The organism is Curtobacterium flaccumfaciens, assembly GCF_018598405.1.
Classification (GTDB): domain Bacteria; phylum Actinomycetota; class Actinomycetes; order Actinomycetales; family Microbacteriaceae; genus Curtobacterium; species Curtobacterium aurantiacum.
Genome location: NZ_JAHEWS010000022.1, coordinates 36,468 through 57,926 on the forward strand (window position 1 = coordinate 36,468; position 21,459 = coordinate 57,926).

23 protein-coding genes and 1 pseudogene are annotated in these 21,459 nt (G+C 69.2%); 10 read left to right on the plus strand and 14 right to left on the minus strand.

The genetic code is table 11. The features are described 5' to 3' along the window. Positions 1–81: 81 nt before the first annotated feature. A complete protein-coding gene (locus KK097_RS13595) occupies positions 82–507 on the minus strand; it encodes a PRC-barrel domain-containing protein (protein ID WP_214545172.1) in 426 nt (141 codons plus the stop codon). A gap of 370 nt (positions 508–877) precedes the next feature. Here KK097_RS13595 and KK097_RS13600 point away from each other — a divergent pair, with 370 nt between their 5' ends. Continuing rightward, complete coding sequence (locus KK097_RS13600) at positions 878–1,126, plus strand: hypothetical protein (protein WP_214545173.1); 249 nt, start codon at positions 878–880, stop codon at positions 1,124–1,126. 176 nt (positions 1,127–1,302) lie between these two features. On the opposite strand, the pseudogene KK097_RS18165 reads toward KK097_RS13600, so the two are convergent. Beyond that, positions 1,303–1,527 (minus strand): annotated as a pseudogene (locus KK097_RS18165) (methionine synthase); the annotation flags it as partial. Positions 1,528–1,686: 159 nt separating this feature from the next. On the opposite strand from KK097_RS18165, the gene KK097_RS13605 reads away from it, so the two are divergent. From KK097_RS13605 to KK097_RS13620, 4 genes are read left to right on the plus strand one after another with little or no spacing between them, the layout of a single operon-like run. Then, complete coding sequence (locus KK097_RS13605; protein WP_214545174.1) at positions 1,687–2,436, plus strand: hypothetical protein; 750 nt, start codon at positions 1,687–1,689, stop codon at positions 2,434–2,436. A 32-nt stretch (positions 2,437–2,468) separates the two neighbouring features. After that, positions 2,469–2,708 (plus strand): PLD nuclease N-terminal domain-containing protein, encoded by a 240-nt coding sequence (locus KK097_RS13610; protein ID WP_214545175.1) that lies wholly within the window; start codon positions 2,469–2,471, stop codon positions 2,706–2,708. Then, positions 2,600–3,568 carry a serine hydrolase domain-containing protein gene (locus KK097_RS13615; RefSeq protein ID WP_250896754.1) on the plus strand — a complete coding sequence of 323 codons (969 nt, stop codon included), beginning with the start codon at positions 2,600–2,602 and terminating at the stop codon, positions 3,566–3,568. The genes KK097_RS13610 and KK097_RS13615 overlap by 109 nt, the downstream gene beginning before the upstream one ends. Continuing rightward, positions 3,568–4,020, plus strand: a complete 453-nt coding sequence (locus tag KK097_RS13620; RefSeq protein ID WP_214545177.1) for a DUF1648 domain-containing protein — start codon at positions 3,568–3,570, stop codon at positions 4,018–4,020. The genes KK097_RS13615 and KK097_RS13620 overlap by 1 nt, the downstream gene beginning before the upstream one ends. A gap of 139 nt (positions 4,021–4,159) precedes the next feature. On the opposite strand, the gene KK097_RS13625 is transcribed toward KK097_RS13620, so the two are convergent. Together KK097_RS13625 and KK097_RS13630 are read right to left on the minus strand one after the other, a co-directional pair. Beyond that, positions 4,160–5,209: a methionine synthase gene (locus KK097_RS13625; protein WP_214545178.1), complete on the minus strand. Its 1,050-nt coding sequence runs from the start codon at positions 5,207–5,209 to the stop codon at positions 4,160–4,162. 37 nt (positions 5,210–5,246) lie between these two features. After that, positions 5,247–6,203 (minus strand): putative oxygenase MesX, encoded by a 957-nt coding sequence (locus KK097_RS13630; RefSeq protein WP_214545179.1) that lies wholly within the window; start codon positions 6,201–6,203, stop codon positions 5,247–5,249. Positions 6,204–6,323: 120 nt separating this feature from the next. Here KK097_RS13630 and KK097_RS13635 point away from each other — a divergent pair, with 120 nt between their 5' ends. After that, positions 6,324–7,265, plus strand: a complete 942-nt coding sequence (locus KK097_RS13635; protein ID WP_214545180.1) for a LysR family transcriptional regulator — start codon at positions 6,324–6,326, stop codon at positions 7,263–7,265. A 56-nt stretch (positions 7,266–7,321) separates the two neighbouring features. On the opposite strand, the gene KK097_RS13640 is transcribed toward KK097_RS13635, so the two are convergent. The 6 genes from KK097_RS13640 to KK097_RS13665 all read right to left on the minus strand — a co-directional run bounded on the left by KK097_RS13640 (position 7,322) and on the right by KK097_RS13665 (position 12,589). After that, positions 7,322–8,815, minus strand: coding sequence for a family 20 glycosylhydrolase (locus KK097_RS13640; RefSeq protein WP_214545181.1), 1,494 nt, complete (start codon positions 8,813–8,815; stop codon positions 7,322–7,324). Positions 8,816–8,904: 89 nt separating this feature from the next. Further along, positions 8,905–9,429, minus strand: a complete 525-nt coding sequence (locus KK097_RS13645) for a hypothetical protein (protein WP_214545182.1) — start codon at positions 9,427–9,429, stop codon at positions 8,905–8,907. Between the two features lie 50 nt (positions 9,430–9,479). Then, on the minus strand, positions 9,480–10,271 hold the full coding sequence (locus KK097_RS13650) for a hypothetical protein (RefSeq protein ID WP_214545183.1): 792 nt from the start codon (positions 10,269–10,271) through the stop codon (positions 9,480–9,482). Then, positions 10,262–11,011: a hypothetical protein gene (locus KK097_RS13655; RefSeq protein ID WP_214545184.1), complete on the minus strand. Its 750-nt coding sequence runs from the start codon at positions 11,009–11,011 to the stop codon at positions 10,262–10,264. The genes KK097_RS13650 and KK097_RS13655 overlap by 10 nt, the downstream gene beginning before the upstream one ends. Positions 11,012–11,125: 114 nt before the next feature. Further along, a complete protein-coding gene (locus KK097_RS13660; RefSeq protein WP_214545185.1) occupies positions 11,126–11,959 on the minus strand; it encodes an ornithine carbamoyltransferase in 834 nt (277 codons plus the stop codon). A gap of 189 nt (positions 11,960–12,148) precedes the next feature. Continuing rightward, entirely contained in the window at positions 12,149–12,589 is a 441-nt protein-coding gene (locus tag KK097_RS13665; RefSeq protein ID WP_214545186.1) for a hypothetical protein, read from the minus strand. Positions 12,590–12,784: 195 nt separating this feature from the next. Here KK097_RS13665 and KK097_RS13670 point away from each other — a divergent pair, with 195 nt between their 5' ends. The 3 genes from KK097_RS13670 to KK097_RS13680 all read left to right on the plus strand — a co-directional run bounded on the left by KK097_RS13670 (position 12,785) and on the right by KK097_RS13680 (position 15,564). Further along, positions 12,785–13,291 carry a hypothetical protein gene (locus tag KK097_RS13670; protein ID WP_214545187.1) on the plus strand — a complete coding sequence of 169 codons (507 nt, stop codon included), beginning with the start codon at positions 12,785–12,787 and terminating at the stop codon, positions 13,289–13,291. A gap of 352 nt (positions 13,292–13,643) precedes the next feature. Beyond that, entirely contained in the window at positions 13,644–13,997 is a 354-nt protein-coding gene (locus KK097_RS13675) for a hypothetical protein (RefSeq protein WP_214545188.1), read from the plus strand. A gap of 295 nt (positions 13,998–14,292) precedes the next feature. Continuing rightward, positions 14,293–15,564, plus strand: a complete 1,272-nt coding sequence (locus KK097_RS13680) for an endo-1,4-beta-xylanase (RefSeq protein ID WP_214545189.1) — start codon at positions 14,293–14,295, stop codon at positions 15,562–15,564. A 52-nt stretch (positions 15,565–15,616) separates the two neighbouring features. On the opposite strand, the gene KK097_RS18460 is transcribed toward KK097_RS13680, so the two are convergent. The 3 genes from KK097_RS18460 to KK097_RS13695 form a co-directional block, all read right to left on the minus strand. Further along, positions 15,617–15,931 carry an SdpI family protein gene (locus tag KK097_RS18460; protein ID WP_214545190.1) on the minus strand — a complete coding sequence of 105 codons (315 nt, stop codon included), beginning with the start codon at positions 15,929–15,931 and terminating at the stop codon, positions 15,617–15,619. Between the two features lie 115 nt (positions 15,932–16,046). Continuing rightward, a complete protein-coding gene (locus tag KK097_RS13690) occupies positions 16,047–16,703 on the minus strand; it encodes a response regulator (RefSeq protein ID WP_214545191.1) in 657 nt (218 codons plus the stop codon). Then, positions 16,700–18,409, minus strand: coding sequence for a sensor histidine kinase (locus KK097_RS13695; RefSeq protein ID WP_214545192.1), 1,710 nt, complete (start codon positions 18,407–18,409; stop codon positions 16,700–16,702). Before KK097_RS13695 ends, KK097_RS13690 begins: the two co-directional genes overlap by 4 nt. A 153-nt stretch (positions 18,410–18,562) precedes the next feature. Here KK097_RS13695 and KK097_RS13700 point away from each other — a divergent pair, with 153 nt between their 5' ends. Beyond that, positions 18,563–20,056 (plus strand): CitMHS family transporter, encoded by a 1,494-nt coding sequence (locus KK097_RS13700; protein ID WP_214529922.1) that lies wholly within the window; start codon positions 18,563–18,565, stop codon positions 20,054–20,056. 62 nt (positions 20,057–20,118) lie between these two features. On the opposite strand, the gene KK097_RS13705 is transcribed toward KK097_RS13700, so the two are convergent. Next, complete coding sequence (locus KK097_RS13705; RefSeq protein WP_214545193.1) at positions 20,119–21,192, minus strand: threonine aldolase family protein; 1,074 nt, start codon at positions 21,190–21,192, stop codon at positions 20,119–20,121. Between the last annotated feature and the right edge of the window lie 267 nt (positions 21,193–21,459).

Genomic DNA, 21,459 nt, shown 5'->3' on the forward strand with positions numbered 1-21,459 from the left:
TGGTGTGACTCATGAGGACGCCCCGCTGGCTTCGGCTGGTGGGGCGTCCTTCGTCCATCGGCACCTTCACCCCGGTGACGTTCACGTCGGCGGAGTCGTCCCTGCGCCTTCGGTGTCGTCCGCGCCCGCCGGACCGGTCCCGGCCTGATCGAGGTTCTCGTGCGGGTCGCCCATGTCGCCGGTCGCCTTGCCGGCGGGGGACAGCCCGAAGTGCTTCCGGACGGCGTTCGCGTCGGTGACGGACAAGGTGTTCCCGGCTCCGGGGTACGGCGCGCCCTTGATCGCGCTCTTCGTGTACCCGACGTGCAGGTCCCTGCCGTCGAACGTGGCGTCCTCGACCGGGACGAGCGCGGTGTGACCCCCGAGGAGTCCGGTCGCGACGCTGACGAACGCAGCGCTGCCGTCCTCGTCAGAGGGGAACACCTGCGCGACCTTGCCGACCGATGCGCCGTCGCGGTCCCTCACGGGCGCGTTCTCGACCTCGTGGATCGTGTTCTTGGTGATCATGCGTGTAGTCAACGCCCCAGGCCTGACCCGCTTGTGTCCGTGGTCGCGCGGCGAGCCCGAGCGTTCTACGACATGATCGTGGATAGGTCGCTAGCGCAGCGGTCTAGAAGGAGTTTCCGCGTGAAGCCCACTCAGCGGAAAGCCGTCTCCGTCCTCCGGACGGCAGGAGCCGTACTGCTCACCGTCGCCGTCCTCACCGGCTGCAGCTCCGGGCTCGGGAAGACCCCGGAGCGGGCAAAGCAGTCCATCGTCACGTTCGTCGAGGGTTCGACCGGGGTGGTCGGTGACGGCTGGGAAGTCAGCGACGGTCCGAGGCTCGGGAAGTGCGGCCGGGGTCTGGGGCAAGGGGGGCGTCCAGTACATCTACGCCATGGTGCGCTCCGCGAGCGCTGACCCGAAGGCCGACGTCAAGGCGGTGGAACAGCACTGGAAAGAGCTCGGGGTCACGACTGAGCGCTACCAGACGGGCGGCGAGGACCCCATCCTCGGAGTTCGGGGCAGGGGCGGCCCGGTGAGCTCCTCCGACTTCCGCGCTGATCCTCGGGGGTACACGATCGACGGCAGCTCGCAGTGCATCGCGGGGGACTTCGAGAAGATGAGCCTCGACAGCCAAGAATGACGAACTCGGGCTGGCCGACGGTCAGGCCGGCGGCGGGCGAGTCCCTGCTGACGCGATCTGCCCGGCGGAGCCGAGCCGTGCCTCCAGGTCGGACCGAGACCCGATCGCCTGCCGGACGCGACACGAAGGACGGCCCGCCCCGTTGCCGAGGCGAGCCGTCCTGTGCAGCCGGGCCGCTAGCGCGATACCAGCTCGGCTCGCACGATGTCCGCACCAGCGGACAGCGCGCCGAGCTTGTCCAGCGCCGCGCCCCGCGCCAGGGGTGCCATCCCGCAGTTGGAACCTGGGATGAGCTTGTCGGCATCGACGAACCCGAGCGCTCGACGGAGCACCTCCGCGACCTCCTCCGGGGGTCCCCACGGTCTCGGTCGCGACGTCGATTGCCCGAGCATGACCTTCTTCGCCCCAGTCCTACACCTCGTCGTGGAAGGCGGTGGCAACACGCCCGGCTCGCGTCTGAGGTTGCGTATCTGATGTATCGGTGGGTTGACTGCTCGTTGTCGGCGACGCTGCCGACGACGAGACCCGGCGTTGGGGCCGGAGAGTGAGGGGAAGTTTTCGTGAAGCAGTCGACCACCGGACGGATCGTCTCGATCGGTGCAGTTTGCGCCGTCGTCGCCACCTCCATGATTGGTGCCGCGCCAGCCAACGCCGCGGCCGCGCCGTCTGCCGCCAGCGACGTTGCTACGCCGCGAACGCCGTCCGCGGTGCTGTCGGCTATCCGCGCTGACCTCGTTGCTTCCGGCGCCTCATCCGACGTCGCGGCCTTCGACCACCTCAGCGCCGAACAGCGGCACGAGCTCGCCTCGTACTTCTTGGACCCGGCTGTTGCGTCCGCCGCAACTGCCGCCTCCGACGAGAGGGTGTTTGGCCCTGAGACCGTTCGCACGAGCGGGGACTTCGAGTGGGGAGAAGTGGCACCGTCGGCGGTCGTGCGAAATGAAGATGGCGTCGGCGTGGGGACCAGGGCGGCATCGCGGTCGTCCTGGGGTACGCAGTGGTTCGCCTTCGCTGGGATCAGGCTCACCGAGACGAAGGTCTCGATGTCGTACGAGTACAGCGGTACTACGGCGAGGAAGATGCTCGGGTACTCGTGCACCGTCGTCAGGAACGCCCAGCCGTTCACTCAGGTGACGACCTCCAAGAGCAGCGGCTACATCAGTGGGGGACAGGCGACCGCGAAGTGCAAGGTGGTCGTGAAGCGTGGCGTGCCGACCCCATGGGGAACGATTGCGTGGAGCACGTACTCCGCGGTCCAGCGGCTCAGCGCCAAGGGCAACGGCGCGATCACCTACAACCGCTGGGAGTGAACGAATTGATGTCTTGGGCCGAGAAGTCGACCATGAACCCGCTGGTTCCGACTGCGCTCGACGGAGTGCTGATGGCCGTGTCACTCGTCGCGCTGTTCCTCGCACTCGCAGCGTTCATCTCGTTGATGCGATCCGGGTCGACCTCAGGCCGTCACTTGATCGCATGGACCCTCGTCGTCCTCTTCGTCCCGATCGTCGGGCCGGCAATGTGGTTCATCGCACGGCGCCGCGAGCGGTCGACCGAAGCCAACGGAGATGGGCTCGGCTCGTAGTGGTCGGAGTCGTCGTGCGAGATTCACGGACGCCATCTGGGCACTGGCGCGCGAGTCTTCGCGCGGCGGACGGCTGGCGAGCCGTCCGGGGGCCCCGCGGGCCGTACGCCACCGCCTCGATGCTCGAGTGGGGGAGCATCACGAAGGGGCTCGTGGGCACGACGGCTTGGCTCACACTCGAGGTTGAGCGACCGGTCGCGCACTACCTTGCCGAGGTGCCCGATGCCGAGATGACCGTTGCAGACCTCATTCACCACACCTCGGGTCTTCCACGGCTTCCGGCCACGATGCGCGACCGCCTGTTCGGCGACCCGTACCGAGAGGCCGTCGGGGTTCCGCTGGAACGAGCAGTCGCAGTGCCGGTCGCACCCCGAGGGCAGTTCGAGTATTCGAACCTGGGGTATGCCCTCCTCGGCGCGGTACTCGACGAGGTGCACGGCGACTGGTTCGCCGCTGTGCGCCAGCACGTCCTCGAGCCGGCGGGGATCAGCTCTGCCACGCTCGTGCCTGCTCGAGCAGACCGGGTGGTGCCGAAGCTCTTCGGTCATGCCATCAAGCCGTGGGCGCTCGGGGAGTCGTCGTTCGCGGCGGCAGGGGGCGTCTGGTCCACGTTCGACGATCTCTGTCGCTACGCCGACTGGGCGCTCGAACCCGGAGCTGGGCACTCCCGCACCGTGAGCTGGCAGCGGGAAGGGGCATCGATGTGGATCAACGGAGAGGTGCGAGCAGCAGGAGCGGTCATCGCCAACGCGGCAGGGCTCACCGCGGTGGTGCACACGCTCGCGAAGGCCCCACGCGCGGCCGACGCGATCGCCACGGCGCTCATCGAGCGGGAAGTGCGGGAGACATGCAACCGCTGATGAACGCACCGATGTCCAGCGGCCGGGGCCGACGCAAGCGAGAGGGGGTCTTCGCTGCCACCGCTGCTGCGTTCCCCGTCGTCATCGTGGTCGCGGTCACCAGCGTCTGGTGGGATCGGTTACCCGAACGGATCGCGACGACGTTCGGCCCGGACGGCAGCCCGAGCGGGTACGGAACACCGTTGGGGACCGCGATCCTGATCGCGGCGGTACAGACGCTGTTCCTCGTGGCGGCGGTCGGCTCCGCTTTTGCTCGAGATCGGCGCAGAGGTCGCATCTCGTGTGCGGTCACCGCAGGGTTCGTCGCGGCTCTCGCGATGAGCTGGCTGATCATCGTGGGATTGGCGTCTTCGACGTTGAGTCCGACTGCTTGGTGGCTTCTCGCGGCGGCGCCCGCGTGGGCGTTTGTTCCGTACTGGCTGCTTTCCCCCGCGAGGGGTGGTGGAAGGTGACGCCACTGCCAGCGGGACCTGCCGGCCGGACCGCAGCCGCGCCTCCAGGCCCAGATCGAGAGCCGCGCACCCGGCGGACGTAACACGAACGGCGGCCCTCCTCCTTCCGGAAGAGAGCCGCCGTGGTGTTTCGCGGCGATCAGCGGGCCGACGGGACCGCCGTGCCGACGAGCTCGGCCCGCACGATGTCCGCCCCTGCGGACAGCGCACCGAGCTTGTCCAGCGCCGCACCCCGCGCCAGGGGCGCCATCCCGCAGTTGGAGCTGGGGATGAGCTTGTCCGCATCGACGAACTCGAGCGCCCGACGAAGGACCTCCGCGACCTCCTCCGGGGTCTCCACGGTCTCGGTCGCGACGTCGATCGCGCCGAGCATGACCTTCTTGCCGCGGATCAGCTCGACGAGCTCGAGGGGAACGTGGGAGTGGATGCACTCCAGCGACACGATGTCGATCGACGACTGCTGCAGCAGCGGGAAGGACTGCTCGTACTGCCGCCACTCGGCGCCGAGCGTCTCCTTCCACTTGTTGTTCGCCTCGATGCCGTAGCCGTAACAGATGTGCACGGCGGTCTCGGCGCGCAAGCCCTCGGCTGCGCGTTCGAGTGCGGCCACGCCCCAGTCCTGCACCTCGTCGTGGAAGACGGTGAAGGCGGGCTCGTCGAACTGGATGATGTCGACGCCGGCGTCCTGCAGTTCGCGTGCCTCTTGGTTGAGGATCGTGGCGAACTCCCACGCCAGCTTCTCGCGGCTCTTGTAGTGCTGGTCGGACAGCGTGTCGATCATGGTCATCGGGCCGGGGAGCGCCCACTTGATCGGCCGGTCGGTCTGGGCTCGTAGGAACGCAGCGTCCTCGACGAAGACCGGCTTCCGACGGCTCACGGCGCCGACGACGGTCGGGACGGCCGCGTCGTACCGGTCGCGGATGCGGACGGTCTCCTTGCGGTCGAGGTCGACGCCGTCCAGGTGCTCGATGAACGTCGTGACGAAGTGCTGGCGGGTCTGCTCGCCGTCGCTGACGATGTCGATGCCACGGCGCTCCTGCTCGTGCACGGCGGAGCGCAGGGCGTCCTGCTTGCCCTCGGTCAGGGCGGCATTCTCGAGCAGCCAGGGGGACCACAGTCGCTCGGGCTCGGCGAGCCAGGACGGCTTCGGCAGGCTGCCGACGATCGAGGTGGGGAGGAGAGAGCTCATGGAGGTGTCGGTCCAGTCAGTCGAAGGGCAGAAGAAGTCAGCGCGCGAGGGCGGGGTCAGCCCACCGGGCGAGGAGTGCGTGATGCGGCCGCACCAGGTGCTCCTCGGTCCACCGGCCCTGCGTGATCCCAAGGCGGCTGCGCTCCTCGCGGTCGTAGGTGACCGGGGTGGGCGTGAAGTCGGTGTGGTCGAGGGTGGGGCGGTAGGTGCTGCCGGCCGGGGTGTTCGCGGCGTAGACCTCCGGGCGGTAGATCTTCTGGAAGGTCTCCATGGTGGCGATCGTGCCGATGAGCTGCAGGTCCGTGTAGTCCCCGGTCAGGTCGCCGCGCGTGTAGAACGCGAGCGGGGCAGCCGCTCCGGCGGGCTGGAAGTACCGGACCCGCATGCCCATCCGGCCGAAGTAGTCGTCGGTGAGCGAGGAGTGCTCGTGCTCGTACTCGGCGCCGAGGACGGGGTGGACGTACCCGGTCCGGCGGTAGGTCTGACTCGTCGAGACGCTGATGCAGACGACGGGCTCGGCACCGAACTCCGAGCGGAACGCGGAGGACTCCAGGAAACGCTGGAAGAGCGCCCCGTGCAGCGCCCCGAAGTCGGACGGCAGCGACGGCGACGACGGCAGCAGCACCGAGAAGTCGTAGTCGCGCAGGTACGACGAGAAGTTGTTGCCGAGGATCCCCTGGTGGCGCTCGCCGGTGTGCTCGTCGACGATCGTGACGTCGAGCATCTCGAGCAACGGGAACGACGCGTCGGAACCACCGTCGGAGAACTCCAGCGCCACCGAGACGATGTCGAGCTGCAGACGGTAGCGGTCGTGCGCGGCGGCCAGCTCGTTCGCGCGCCCATCGATCATCGTCAGCGCAGCACGGAGGTTCTGCTGGCGGTGCTCGCCACGCGCCAGGTTGGCGAAGTTCGTGGTCAGCCGGGAGCTGTCGGCGGGGGAGTAGTCCTCGTCGAACCGGGTCCGGGTGATGCTGAAGGTGAGGTCGTTCGCCATGGTCGGCAATCTGTTCGTCGAGCGGCCCGTGGGCACGGTGGGAAGGATGAATCGATCATGACGGGAATGGCGAGCCATCAGGTAATACCGAGACGCTATGCACCGGTATAGCCTCGGCCTATGGCCCGGGTCTCGAACGACATCACCCTGCAGCAGCTCCGGTACTTCATCGAGGTCGCGACGGAGGGCTCGATCAGTGCAGCGGCCGACCTGCTCTACGTGTCGCAGCCGACGATGTCCGCGGCGATGAAGGACCTCGAGACGCGGATCGGGCGCCCGCTCTTCACCCGATCGGCCAGGGGCGTCGTGCTCACCGTCGACGGTGTCGAGTTCCTCGGGTACGCCCGGCAGGTCGTCGAGCAGGTCTCCCTGCTCGAGCAGCGGTACGTCGGCGGCCAGCGGTCGCGTCGGCTGCTCGGGGTGTCCGCCCAGCACTACTCGTTCGCGGTGGAGGCCTTCGTCCGCATGGTCGAAGCAGCGGCTGCGGACGAGTACGAGTTCTCACTCCGTGAGACACGCACCTGGGACATCATCGAGGACGTCCGCACCCTGCGCAGCGAGGTGGGCATCCTCTACCGCAACGACTTCAATAAGCAGGTGCTCGGCAAGCTGCTGCGGGACGCCGGCGTCGTGTTCACACCGCTGTTCGTCGCACAGCCGCACATCTTCGTGGCCAAGCGGAACCCGCTCGCGTCACGGGAGCGTGCGACCCTCGAGGACCTCGCCGACCTGCCTCGGCTCACCTTCGACCAGGGTGCGAACAACTCCTTCTACCTGGCGGAGGAGATCCTGTCGACGATGTCGAGCAAACGGGAGATCCGTGTCTCGGACCGGGCGACGATCTTCAACCTCATGATCGGCCTCGGTGGCTACACGATCTCGACCGGGCTGATCAGCGACGACCTCGACCCCGAGATCGTCGCCATCCCCCTCGACGTCGACGAACGCATCGAGATCGGCTGGATCGCGCACGCCTCGGTTCCCCTCACCGTGCAGGCGCGGACGTACCTGGACGAGCTGCGGGCGGTGGTCACCAGCTACGGCGTCGAGCCGCTCGGGTAGGCAGGCGGCGGGCCCGGCGGTTTCAGCGATCGGCCTGGAGGCCCGACACGCGTCCGTCAGGAGGCTGCGGTCTCGAGCATCGCCGTCACGTGCGGCGCGCTCCAACGGAAGAGCGCATCAGACGGCGGACTTTCGAGGTCCTCTCCCCAGATCGCCACCGCCGCACCCGACATCGGAGCAGCGAGAAGCGCACCGGAGTCGCCGTCCCACGTCCGGAGTGACCAGTTCTCGCGGAGGTCGGCGACGGTGTACTCGCTGTCGGCCGGGTCGAGGTCGGTCGGCACCTCGTAGAGGTAGTACGAGTTGTAGTTGAGCAAGTCGATCCCGGCCTGCTGCAGGTCGACCGCACTCGCCCGCCGCGCTCGGCGTTCGCGGCGCTCCGCTGCGTCCTCGGTGTCGCCGTCGAAGCTCCAGTACGTGACGTGGATGCGCGGATCGAGTCGCCCGACCGCAACCCGGTCGATCCCGTCGTTCCAGGCCCAGACCTCGCGGTTGCCGAGAGTCGCTGCCATCGCGTTCATCCACGCCACGCGTTCAGCGGCGCTGACTCCGCCGCCCCATTCATCCCCGCCGATGTGCACGCTGCGGCTGGAGGGGAAGGTCTGCTGCACCTCCGCGTACAGCTTCTTCGCCAGCGCGAGACTCTCGGGCGCCGACGTGTCGAGCTCGCTCTCACCCGAACGGATGCGGTCGACCCACTCCTTCCCGTGCTGCGCCTCGAGCAGGGCGAATGCGGCGGCCATGTGTCCGGGAGTGTCGATCTCCGGCACGATCGCGATGCCCCGCTTCGCCCCGTAGTCGGAGATCGTGCGTGCCTGCTCGGCGCTCAGGAACGGGCGATGGGTCACGCGACTCGTGTACACGCCGTCGTCGAGATCCGCGTTCGCAGGGATCTGGCCGAGGACCGTGCTCTCGATCCCGACGTTCTGGTCATCGGTGAGGTGCAGGTGCAGGAAGCGGCCCCCGTCGTCGGCGAGCAGGTCGATGTACTGCTTGATCAACGCCACGGGGTAGTAGGCGCGAGCGACGTCGAGCATCACGCCCGTCTCCGGACGCGCGCGCTTCGTGGGCTTGTTGGTGACGGTCGCGGTCGACGTGCGGCACTGCTTCGCGGAGTAGGCACCGGTGCAGGCGAGAACGGAGTACTTGCCGGCTGCGGCGCGGGAAGGCGTCCCGCGGACTGCGGTGACCGAGGCGCTCGAACCAGCGGAGAGTGCCTTCACCGCGACCCGGCCGAGCGTGTACTTCTTCGTGCCGGCGGACAGGTACAGCCACGCGGAGGACGCCGGCTTCCGCACCGAGGCGGTGTTCTTGACCTTGAGCGTGGTGCGAACGGAGGTGCCGGTCGAGGTGACGGTGGTGGTCGCGATGACCTTCGTGATCGTCATCGTCGAGGCTGCGGTGTCCGCTGATCCTGCCGTTGCACGGATGCCGACCAGAGCTGCTGCCGACACCGCGATCGCCAGACCGACCGCGAGTGTGCGTCTGGCGGACGATCCGGGGACCAGGTTCCCCTGCTGACGCACCACGACGTTCTCCCCCTCGAACACCCCGTTGCCCTCGTTGGATCAGGATGCGCGCACGATCGTATCCTCACCGCGTCGAACGCACATCGCCCAGCGACGTGCAGAGGGGCTCCTCAGCGGACCTCCGCACTCGCCCACAGCTCACGCACAAGACTCCGGGCGCGGCGAAGAACCGGCTGCAGGCTGAGGGCAGCCCCGACGACCAGCGTGCCGGCCTGCGCGAGGAGGAGCGCCACGAGCGCCACCGGGATGAACGCGGTGACGATCCAGGCGGCGGCGAACCCCACGAGCACCACCGCGAGGGCCCGCACTGCGGTGGAGTTCCGCGAACCGCGAAGGACCAGCAGCCCGGCGGCTGCGAAGGCCAACGGGACGAGCGCCTGCAGTACGACCGCGATGGGGAGCCACAGCTGGCTGCTGGTCGCCGGCGACAGGGCGGCCACGAAGACGACGGTGGCGGACGCGAAGACGAGGTGCACGGCGTCGCGAGCGAGCGCAGCACCGGCAGCGGCCACGACTCCTGTTGACACCGAGATCGCAGCGACCATCAACACTGGCCCTGCTGCGATCAGATGCGTTCCGATGAAGCCGAGCAGGTTGTCGACCGCCAGCAGCGAGGCGCCGGTGGTGGCGACCATCAAGGCGGCGGTGGCAGCTCTGCGCACGGAGGGCCAGGTGCCTGACGCCCTCACCGCTCGTCTCCACTGAGCGGGCGCACGGTGTCGCCGACCGCTCGGTACGCGGTCGCGCACTGCCGCTTGAGCCGTGGGCCCATCGGTGACAGTGCCGCAATCCATCGTTCCTCATCTGCGATCCCGAGGATGCGGCTCCGGTCGAGGTCTTCGATCGCCGCGTGCACCTCGGCAGTGACCCCTGGGAAGAGCGCGCTGTACTGATCCGCCGATGTGCTGCGCTGCTTCGGATGCTGCACGTACCGCTGGCCCTCGCTCGAGACGAACAGCACGCAGGTCGTCATGTAGTCCTGCTCGGGAGTGAGGGGCACGGGCACTCCGACGTCGTTCGCAATGCGGGGTGTTGCCTTCGGGGGCTTCACGGCAGAGACGGTGGCGGGAGCTCCGATGACGTACCAGTGCTCACCCCTGGTCACGGCTCGCCCGGCACCGAACGTGCCGTCCCAGTCCGCGAGGGTCTGCGGCACCGACACCGCATGCGCGTAGACACGGATGAAGGTTGGTGAGTCCCCGTCGAGACAGTCGAAGCCACGCATGCTGTCCCAGAACGCGAGGTCGTCGTGCAGTGCATCTGCAAGTTTGCACGGCACTGTTGCGCGGAGCTCATCGGCGATCGTCTGCATCGAAGCCACGCCGAGAGCGGGTGCGGGTGTCTGCATCGGTGACTGAGCCCGTGGCGTTCGATGGTCGGAGCCCGACGAGCACGCGGAAAGAGCGGCTGCGGCGACGCAGATCGAGGCAACGGCCTCGATGCTGCGTCGCCGCGATTGGCCGGGCATCATTGCCACTGCACGCCGGCCCATCCGGTGCCGGTGAGGCCCTTCATCTTCTTGGTGGCGGCGACTGTGCCCCACGGGACGAACTTGGAACGTCCGGTCCCGCAGTTCAGCGTCGTCCAGGTCGGAGCGTGCCGCGAGTTGAACGACTTCCCCCAGATGCAGGGATTCGAGTTGCCTCGGTGCTTGTACCACTTGTACTGCACTCGCGCCGACGCCTTGACGCCGATGACGCTGCAGCCATTCAGCGACTGTGTCATCTTCGCCACGACGGCGAATGCTCGGTCCTTGCAGTCTCCCGATCGAGTGGAGCGGCCGTCGCCGGCGGTGACGACCTCTCCGGCGGGATCGAAGCTCTCGTCGACCACGACGTTCGACGGAACCTGGACTTGCGTCGCGGCCTGTGCCTGGACGGGCACGGCGAGCAAGAGTCCTGCTGTCACAGCGGCGGTCGCGACTGCGGACGTGACCGAAAGGGTCTTCTTCATGTGTTTCCTCCCCAATTCGTCACCGTGATCACGGCGCACTCGACCAGAATGCGGCATATCAATACGAAGGACAACCTTGCAGGTGCGATCCTCACCGCGCGAAACGATCGCCATCAGACCACGGGGGAGCGGCGCTTCAGCACGCAGGGGCTCCGCTCGCGAGGGAGCGACCAGTGGCAAGATCCAGTGCCGGACGCCGTTCTCCGGCGCGACGCAGAGCAGGGAAATCTCCTCGTGGCACGCCAGGACGAGGTGACCGACCATCGACCGAGCGCTCCGCACGGGCCCGTGGAACGGAGAAGCCGGAGGAGCTGGATCGCAACTCCCGGTCCGCGAATGAGGTGATGAGAACTGCTGCTGTGGCTTCCCGCCGCCAACCTACGTCGTCGCGGACAGCAGTTCGAGGCAGTGCGCCATGACGGCTTGCTGAACCGGCAGCAGCGCGGCCTTGAAGGTGTGCCCGACGAAGGCAGGGTGTTCGAGCGCATCGGCGCTGACCTCCCGACCGCGCACGAAGGGCGGGCAGGGATCGAGCACCACCCCTGTCGGTGCGAGGTCGAGGAGAGCCGCGGTGATCCGGAACGGTTCGAGCGCTCGGGCGTGCTGGCCGGGGCCGTCGGTGAGGATCACGTCCGCTGACCGGACGGCGGTCTCCAGGTCGTCCGTCCACACCGCACCCGGGGAAGCGAGATCGGCGGGGCAGCACTGGACCAGATCGAGCTGCAGGACCCGAACCGCTTCCTGCCACGCTCGGGCGATGTTGCCGTCAGCGCCCACGAACAGGTATCGGAGCGACGAGATGTCGCCTCGCTGCCGCACCGCGTACAGGTCAGACAGCACCTCGCAGGGGTGGTTCTCGTCGGTCATCGCGTTCACCACGGGCAGCGCCGCTGCTGCGGCCAGGCCTTCGACGACCGCGAGGTCGCGATGGCGCACGACGAGGATGTCAGCCCATGCCTCCAGGTACTGCGCGACGTCCGTCAACGCTTCCGGCTTGTCGAGCGTGGTGTCCGGGAACACGATCGGCTGCAGGCCCATCAGGGACGCGCCCCGTTCGAACGTGACCCGGGTCCGCAGGCTCGTGGACGGGAAGAACATCACCGCGGAGCCTGCCGTCGCTGGTCCTCGGCCCTGGCGGTAGTCGTCGGACAGGGCGAAGACCGAGTCGACGTCGGACCTGCTCCAGTCATCGAGCTTGGTGAGCGATCGCATCCCACCACCCTAGGGACCGGCTGCGTGCGCCCTCGACGTGACCGGAAGACGGCCTGGAGGCGCGTGGCGGCGCCGCTCCGCGCCTCCAGGCCGTCTTGTGGTGTGGCCGGCAACCGGCCCGGTCGCAGGATCGGCCTGCGCCCTTGGCGGGAAGCGCTGCGCTCGCTGCTCCGCTGTTGCGGAGCTTGCTCAGCGCGTGCGCGCAGCGAGATCGCCGTAGGCCGCCGCGTACCAGCCGATGGTGCCGTCTCCGGCGGTCGGGCCGATCGTGATCGCCGCGCTCGACGTGACCACGTACAGGTCCTCGTCGTGTCCGCAGTGGACGGAGCGTGACGTGAGTCGCTTGCCCGTCTCCGACCCGTTCGCACCGATGCGTCCTGCCCACACGGCCATCTGCACGGTTCCGCCGCCCTGGCATGTGACCGAGACGCGGATTCGCGCACGGTCCCCGGCCCCGTCATCGCCGAAGGAGAGCCGGTCGGTCGGGTGGTCGTTGCCTCCACCGCTGCCGAGTTCGCCGGGCTGTCCGGCCCATCGCTCCTGGACACCCTGCATCCAAAGGGAGTACGCCTTGTCGTTCTCTTCCGGTGTCGGGTGGTCGGAACACGCCGTGAGCGACACGAGGGCCACGACCGCGACGCCGATGGCGAGGGAGCCGCGTCGTCGGCCGCGGCGGGCGTGCAGGAGCGGTGTGCACCGGTCAGGGTGACAAGGTGACCCGACCGGACGATCACGAGGAAGCCTGGTGACCAACGAATGAACGGTTCCACGATTGCAAGGAGCGCGGTGCGGAGACGACCCGCGGCGCGATGGTCGGGTGCGGTGGTGGCCGCGGTCGTGACGATGTCTCTGCTGACAGCATGCGCAGGAGGAAAACCGATGGAAAGTCCCTCGACTGACCACACCGTGAAGCCCGATGCAGCCAAGCGCACCGTGGTGGATCTCGTCGATCAAACGGCTCGTGCCGTGGACGGCGGCCCCTGGAAGGTCATCAGTGGCCCGCGAGTCGGCCTGTGTCCCGGGTCTGACGGCTCGGGGGATGCGGACGACAGTGGTGGAGTCACCTGGGTGTACGTGAAGCAGCGCGAGGGCGCGGTCGACCCGAGGGGCGATCTTCGGAGAGTCGAGGAGTTGTGGAACAGCCTCGGCATCACGACCGAGCGGTATCGGAGCGGCGGTGACGATCCTGATCTCGGGGTCCGGGGCCGCGGTGGTCCGACCGAGACGATCGACTTCCTCGCATCCACAGTGGGTGGCTACAGCATCGATGCTGTATCGCACTGCGCCGACGGCGATTACGGAGAGATGACCGCGAGCGGCTCGACCAGCTGATCAGGGGCTCATCAACGGACCTCCGCTCGACCACAGCTCGTGCGCAATCCTCCGGCTGCTGCATGTCCGAGATGACCGTGTCGTGCCGAGGGGCACGCTATCCGTGTGGTCTGTCGGAAGAAGCGGGCGGTAGGTCGATGGCAGGCTCCCTCGGCCGCAACCCGAGCTCGGCAGCAGCCGTGAGGTACGCGCAGTACACCTCGCCGTACCGAGCGGTCGCGCGATCCGCTCGAGCGACGTCCGCCGGGCGCTCGACGTTCGTCTCGTACCCGATCGTGCGGCGCTCCGCGACCTCGTCACCGATCGCTACTGACCACCGCCAGATGTCGAAACTCGAGGCGGCCCGCGGCGCATGCTGCAGCACCTCGTCTGGCACTGGGATCACTCGCCGGTCGGGGGCGGCGCTGCGGAAGGCGGCGAAGAACATCGCGGGGACGGCGACGACGCCTCCACCGAGGACCACGCCGATGACTCGGGCCACGGCTGGTTCGTCTCCGGGCAGCAGCAGCGGCGCGACGACGAAGCCGAACGCACCGCCTGTGATGTACCCGATCGCGAAGGCCGCCAAGGCGGACGCTGTTGCGAGCCGGTCCTGACGGCGCACGCCAGCGGGATCGTGGAGTCGGCGCCACCGAGACGCGGTGTCGGCAGCGGGGCCGTCGCGATCGACGTACACGCGGCCGTCGGGGGCCCGGAAGAAGGGTGAGTCTGCACGCTCCGGATCGATCACGGGATTCCGTCACCCCTGCTCATCGCCCCTGTGGTCAGCATTAGACGTCCGGGCCCTGGCGAGTCTGACCCTTGGCCAAGGAGCATCTGGCCAGCGACCCGCGCAAGCGTGGCTCCGAACACGCAGACGAGCACCGGCGTCCACCGTGAGGCGCGTCGAGCGCAATGCTTCTGCGAGTTCACACCATCAATCTACGGCGTGACGCCCACGCCCTCCGCTGCTATGTTTGCGCGCACAACAAATCTCGGACGACGACGTCGGAGGACGCGCGATGACCCACGCACCAGATCACCGCTTCGGCGAGACGACGCTGACGATCGTCGATGCCGAAGGCAATCCCATCCCCGATGCCGACATCACCGTCGAGCAGACCCGCCATGCCTTTGCCTTCGGCAACATCGGCTTCGACTTCATCGGACTGGCCAACGGCGAAGCGACCGGCGAGGCGACCGGCGAGGCGACCGGCGGAGCCAACGCCGAAGCGCACGACGAAGCAGGCACCGAACATCTCGCTGACCTCTACGCCGACGTCTTCAACACCGCGACGCTCCCGTTCTACTGGGGCCGTTTCGAGCCCGAGCGCGGAGCCCCGGACACCGCAAGACTCCTGACGACGGCGCAGTGGTTCCGCGACCGCGGCATCGCCCTCAAGGGTCACCCCCTGGTCTGGCACACCGTGCAACCCGACTGGCTGCTGGGGCTCCCGCTGGACGAGGTCGACCAGCTCCAGCGCGAGCGCATCCGCCGCGAGGTCTCCGCCTTCGCCGGCACCATCGACACCTGGGACGCCATCAACGAGGTCGTCATCATGCCGGTGTTCGACAACGGCGACAACGCGATCACCCCGCTCGCCCGTGCCAAGGGCCGCATCCCGACGATCCGGATGGCCTTCGAGGAGGCCCGCGCTGCCAATCCGCATGCCACCCTGCTGCTCAACGACTTCGACCTGTCGAGCGCCTACGAGTGCCTGATCGAGGGTGTGCTCGAGGCTGGCGTGCAGATCGACGCCATCGGACTGCAGACCCACATGCACCAGGGCTACTGGGGCGAGGACACGATGCTCGCGATGGTCGACCGGTTCGCCCGCTACGGCCTGCCGCTGCACCTGACCGAGACCTCGCTCGTCTCCGGTGACCTCATGCCCGCGCACATCGTCGACCTCAACGACCACCAGGTCGCTTCGTGGCCGTCGACGCCCGAGGGTGAGGCGCGCCAGGCCGACGACATCGAACGGCACTACCGGAGCCTGGTGGGGCACCCTTCCGTCGAGGCGATCACCTACTGGGGCATCACCGACGCCGGCGCCTGGCTCGGCGCCCCGATCGGACTCGTCCGCGCCGACGGCACCCCGAAGCCGTCGTACGACGCGCTCCGCCGCCTGGTCAAGGAGGAGTGGTGGCTCGGCCCGACGGCGCTGCGCACCGACGACCGTGGCCGGGTGCAGATCCGCGGCTTCCGTGGCGACTACCGCGTCGACGTGCGCGGCACGTCCACGGCGTTCGCCGTCACCGACGTGCCCACGCAGGTGCAGATCGTCGCGTGACCACTTGACGGCCTGGAGGCCCGGTGCGGCCCCGCCCCGCGCCTCCGGTCCGTCACCTGGTCGCGCGTCGTGCGGCCACCACACCCCAGAGGGCTCCACCGACGAGGATCGCGGCGCACGCGACGAACGCGGGAACGTCGTCGGCGCGGCCGAGCGCGATGTAGACCAGGCTCACGACCACCGTCGCACCGCCGGCGATGCTCGTCGGGACGATCGCTGCTCGGTGGCCGAGCATCCAGTCCTCGTCGCTGCGCATGGTCGCCCGGGTGCGGATGCCCACGAGGCTGTTCCTGCCGATGAGGCCCCGCGCCGGCAGCGCGACGAAGACGATGGTCAGGACGGCGGCCGCGGTCTCGATCGCGATCACGTGATCTCCTTCTGGGTCGGACATCGCGCTCGGGTGTGCAGTGAGCCTGAGCGTGGAGCGCATCAGACCAAACCTGCCGGTATCCGGTGAAATACGCAAGGGGCGGCAGGGCACGCTACCGCCGCACGTACCGGTGCTCCGGCCGCCCCGCAGCCCCGTACCGCAACTGCATCGCCACGGTCCCGTCGGCAGTGAGCTGCGCCAGGTACCGCTGCGCCGTCGCCCGCGACACCCCGATCGCCGCAGCGACCTCGGCGGCCGATCGTTCCTCGCCCGCGACGAGTTGCTCGAGCACCAGTGCCGCTGTGGCCGCCCGGGACGGCGACGCCCCACCGCTGTCGCCGGCGTGCAGGATCCGGAAGGCTCGCTCGACGGCCTCCTGGTCGAGCGTCGACCGCTCGTCGAGGACGTTCCGCGACCGTGCGTAGGCCTGCAGTCGCTCGGCCAGCACCCCGGCCGCGAAGGGCTTGATCAGGTAGGCGAGTGCCCCGCTCCGCATCGCCCGCCGCACGGTGCCCGAGTCCGACGCCGCGCTCAGCACGAAGGCATCGGCGTCGATCGACCGCAGCAGGTCGAGCCCGCTGCCGTCGGGCAGGTAGACATCGACGAGCACCAGGTCCACGGTCCCGCTCGACAGGGCCGAGCGGGCAGCGGCGATGGTGCCGACGGGATCGAGCGCCCGGAACCCCGGTACCTCGTCGACCTGCCGCCGGTGCAGGTCGGCGACGTGGAAGTCGTCGTCGACCACCAGCACGGTGAAGACGGAACTCACGACACCACTCCTTCCAGTCGGGCGCAGAAGACCGCGCCGTGGTCGTCACCGCCGGGGGAGGCGAGCCACACGTCGCCACCGTGCCGCCGGGCGATCTCCCGCGACAACGGCAGCCCGATCCCGAGCCCGTGCACCTGCGAGACGTCCGCCGACGCGCCACCGGCCGCCGACCCGCGCACGAACAGCGAGTCCGCGGCACCGACCGGAACCCCGGGCCCCGAGTCCATCACCGACAGGTGCAGCGTCGTGCCGTCGTCGAACACCTCGACCTCGACCCACGGTGAGCCGCCGTCCGGGGCGCTTCCGTCCCCGCTGAGCGCCGCCGACACCGCGTTGTCGACGAGGTTGCCGAGCACGGTCGTCACGTCCCCGGGCTCGGTGATGGTGCCCTGCACGAGCGTCTCCGCCCCGATCCGCAGCAGCACCCCGCGCTCGGCGGCCTCGACGCCCTTCGCCCCGAGGAACGCCTGCAGGTAGGGCTCGGTCAACCGGTCCGCGTGCTGCACGGGGTAGCGCAGCGGTCCACGCTCCTGCACGTCCGCCAGGTACGCCTGCGCCCGGGAGGTCTCGCCGATGTCGAGCAGCCCCGAGATCGCGTGCAGCCGGTTCGCGAACTCGTGCCGCTGCGCGCGGAGCGCGGTGCTCATCGCCCCGACGGCGTCGAGCCGCCGGGTCAGGGCCTCGACGTCGGTCCGGTCGCGCAGGACGGCGACTCGGCCCAGGTCGCGTCCGTCGCGGAACACCGTGCGGACGTCGACGAGCAGCACCCGGTGCCCGGCGACGATCGTGGCGCTCGCCGGGGCCGCGGTGGTCACGTCCAGCATCGACCCGAGTGGCGCGGGCAGGTCGAGCGATGCCACCGGACGGCCGACCGGATCGGCCAGTCCGAGCAGTCGCGCGGCTTCGGGGTTGCAGACGGTGACGACCCCCGACGGCCCGATCGCGATGACGCCTTCACCGACCCCGCCGAGCACGGCCTGCTGGTTCTGCACGAGCGTCACGAGCTCCTCCGGTTGCAGCCCGAGCGTCAGCCGCACCAGCCGCCGGCGGATCAGCACCGAGGCGATCACCGCGAGCAGGACCGCCGCCAGTCCGGCGCCGATCACCGGCATGCTGTCCTCGACCAGGGTGTCGTAGACGCGTGCCCGAGTGAACCCGACGCTCACCTCGCCGACGACGGCGGACTGCCGGGAGGCCCGGCTCGTCTCCGCCCCGCCAGCTGCGGGCGCGGAGACGGGCACCTTCGCCCGCGCCGACTCACCGAGTGTTCCGCGCGCCCAGGACACGGTCTCGCGACCGGCGAGTGCGGCGTCGGGGGAGGTGCTCACCATCTCGCCGATCCGGTCGACGTCGGGATGGGCCAGTCGGATGCCCCGGTCGTCGGTGACCACGACGAAGAGCGCCCCGGTCCGGCGCTGGGCCGCGAGTGCCGCACGCTGGACGGGTCCGTCGGCGAGGACCGCGGGGTCGAGGTCGGTGCCGTCGACGCTGAGCCGGGCGACCTCGGCGCGGACGTCGGACTGCGCGGCGACGCTCTGCGCGATCGCGAGTGCGGTCCCCTCGGCGGCGCGTTCGAGCCGGGTGACCTCGATCCGGACGAACACGGCACTGGTCAGGGCGACGACGGCGACGACCACGGCGAGCTGCAGGACGAGCACCTGGGTGGCGAAGCGGAGCCTGGGGCGCCGTGAACGGTCGTCGGTCACGACCCCAGCGTACGGAGGGTGCGCCGACCTGCTTGCGCACAATGCGCAGAAAGCGGTCAACGCGCGATGGTGCGCCAATGTGCAGAAGCGCGCCGCGCCTCCAGGCCGGGTCGTAGCGTGCCCGGACTGCCAGACACGGACGAAGGAGTCCTGATGCTCGTCATCCTCGGGTACGCGATGGTCCTGACCTTCATGGTCCTGATCATGACCAAGCGCATGTCGCCCATGCTCGCGCTGATCATCGTGCCGACCGTGTTCGGGCTGTTCGCGGGGGCGGGCCTGGGGCTCGGCGACATGGTGACCGAGGCGATCGGGACGCTGGCGCCGACGGCCGCGCTCCTGATGTTCGCGATCATGTACTTCGGCCTGATGATCGACGTCGGCCTGTTCGACCCGCTCGTCCGGTTCATCCTGCGGGTGACCGGCAACGACCCGGCGAAGATCGTGCTCGGGACAGCCCTGCTGGCGGGGGCGGTCTCGCTCGACGGCGACGGTTCGACGACGTTCATCGTGGTCACGGCGGCGATGCTGCCCATCTACCTGAAGCTCGGCATGAGCCCGGTCGTCATGACGTGCGTCGCCGGGCTGACGAACGGCACGCTCAACATCGTGCCGTGGGGCGGTCCCACCGCCCGCGCCGCCGCCGCGCTGAAGATCGACCCGACGGACATCTTCGTGCCGCTCGTGCCGTCGCTCGTGGTCGGGCTGCTGCTGTGCTTCACGTTCGCGTGGACCATGGGCCTGCGGGAGCGCAAGCGCCTCGGGCTGATCGAGTTCACCGAGGCCTCGCGGGGTGCGCGGGTGCCGGAACGGGCGAACGCTCGGGCCGGTTCACGGGTGCTCGCGGCGGTGGGTGGGACCGGCGGCGGGATGTTCACGAGCCCCACGGTCGCACTCGGACTGCGCGGTGGGAAGGCCGACGGCCGACGTGCGGACGGCGAGGGCGTGGACGGCGCCGGCTCGGCGGACGAGGGTGCGGGTGCCGGCACCATGGCCGAGACGATGCTCGACCCGAACCGTCCGACGCTCCGGCCGAAGCGGATCTGGTTCAACCTGGCGCTGACCGTCGCCGTGATGGTGGCGCTCGTGATGGGCTTGCTGCCGCTGCACTTCGTGTTCATGATCGGCACGGCGATCGCCCTGCTCGTGAACTTCCCGCAGCTCAAGCAGCAGACCGCGCAGATCGTCGCGCACGCCCCCAGCATCGTCGGTGTCGTGTCGATGGTGTTCGCCGCCGGGGTGCTGATCGGGGTGCTCGACGGCACCGGGATGGTCGCGGCGATGGCCGACTGGCTCGTCGCGGTGATCCCCGACTCGATGGGCCCGTACCTGGCGGGCATCACCGGTGTGCTGAGCATGCCGCTGACGTTCTTCATGAGCAACGACGCGTTCTACTTCGGGATCCTGCCGGTGCTGTCCGAGAGCGCCGCGGCGTACGGGATCACGCCGGCCGAGATGGCGCGCGCCTCGGTCGTCGGGCAGCCGGTGCACATGCAGAGCCCGCTCGTCCCCGCGATCCTGCTGCTGGTGTCACTGGCGAACGTGAACCTCGGTGACCACCACCGGAAGGTGCTGTGGCGGGCCGCCGTGGTCGCGATGGCGATGCTCGTGGTGGCGATCGTCGTGCGGGTCATCCCGTTCGGGTGAGGCGGCGCTGACGGCTGACGGCTGACGGCGGACGCCTGACGGCGGGCGCCCGGCCGGCCGGCTCAGCCCGCGTCGAGCTCGCGCGTCAGTGCTGCGACGAAGTCGTCGACGTCCTGCTCCGAGGTGTCGTACGCGCACATCCACCGCACCTCGTTGCGGCTGGCGTCCCAGTCGTAGAACCGGAAGTGTTGCCGCAGCCGGTCGGCCACCCCGGCGGGCAGGGTCGCGAAGACGCCGTTCGCCTGGGTCTCCTGACTGAAGCCGACGCCCCGGATGCTGCCGTCGGCGATGCCCGCCTCGAGTGCTCCGCGCAGCCGGGCGGCCATGGCGTTGGCGTGCCGCGCCGAGCGCAGGTACAGGTCGTCACGCAGCAGGGCGATGAGCTGGGCGGAGACGAACCGCATCTTCGAGGACAGCTGCATGTTCATCTTGCGCAGGTAGGGCAGGCCCTCCGACGCCACGGGGTCGAGCACGACGATCGCCTCGCCGTAGAGCATGCCGTTCTTCGTGCCGCCGAAGCTCAGCACGTCGACCCCGGCGTCGGTGGTGAAGTCGCGGAGGGGTACCCCGAGGGTCGCGGCGGCGTTGGAGACGCGGGCGCCGTCCATGTGCAGCTTCATGCCGAGCGGGTGGACGTGGTCCGCGATCGCCCGGATCTCGTCGACCGTGTAGGCGGTGCCGAGCTCGGTGGTCTGCGTGATCGACACGACGAGCGGCTGTGCACGGTGCTCGTTGCCCCAGCCCCAGGCCTCGCGGTCGATGAGCTCGGGGGTGAGCTTGCCGTCGGGCGCCGCCACCGGCAGGAGCTTGATGCCGCCGATGCGCTCGGGTGCCCCGGCTTCGTCGGTGTTGATGTGCGCGGTCGTGGTGCACACGACCGCACCCCATCGCGGCAGCATCGACTGCAGGCCGACGACGTTCGCGCCGGTGCCGTTGAAGACCGGGAATGCCTCCGCCTGGGAACCGAAGTGCTCCTGGATGACCTCGTGGAGGCGTGCCGTGTAGACGTCCTCGCCGTACGCGGTCTGGTGGCCGTCGTTGGCCGCGGCGATCGCGTCGAGGATCTCGGGGTGGACGCCGGCGTAGTTGTCCGAGGCGAAGCCCCGCAGGTCGAGGTCGTGCAGTCGGAGGGTCACCGGATCATCCTAGGTTCGCGGGGTCGACGGACGGGCGCGGGTTCCGGGGCCAACCGTCGCTCGGATGTTCACCCGCGGTTCACCTGGTGTCGGGGTGAGCCAGGGGGCGGGTGCTGTTGCCGTTCGTGTGCGCGCCGAGGGTGTGCGGGCTCGGAAATGTCGAGGAAAGGTTAGTTCCGGGCACGAACTACCGGTCCCAACTGGGGTTCTGTGGCGCGGGCGGCTTGTGCCCCGACGGCTGTACCCCGGACCGTTCCGTCCGCCCCC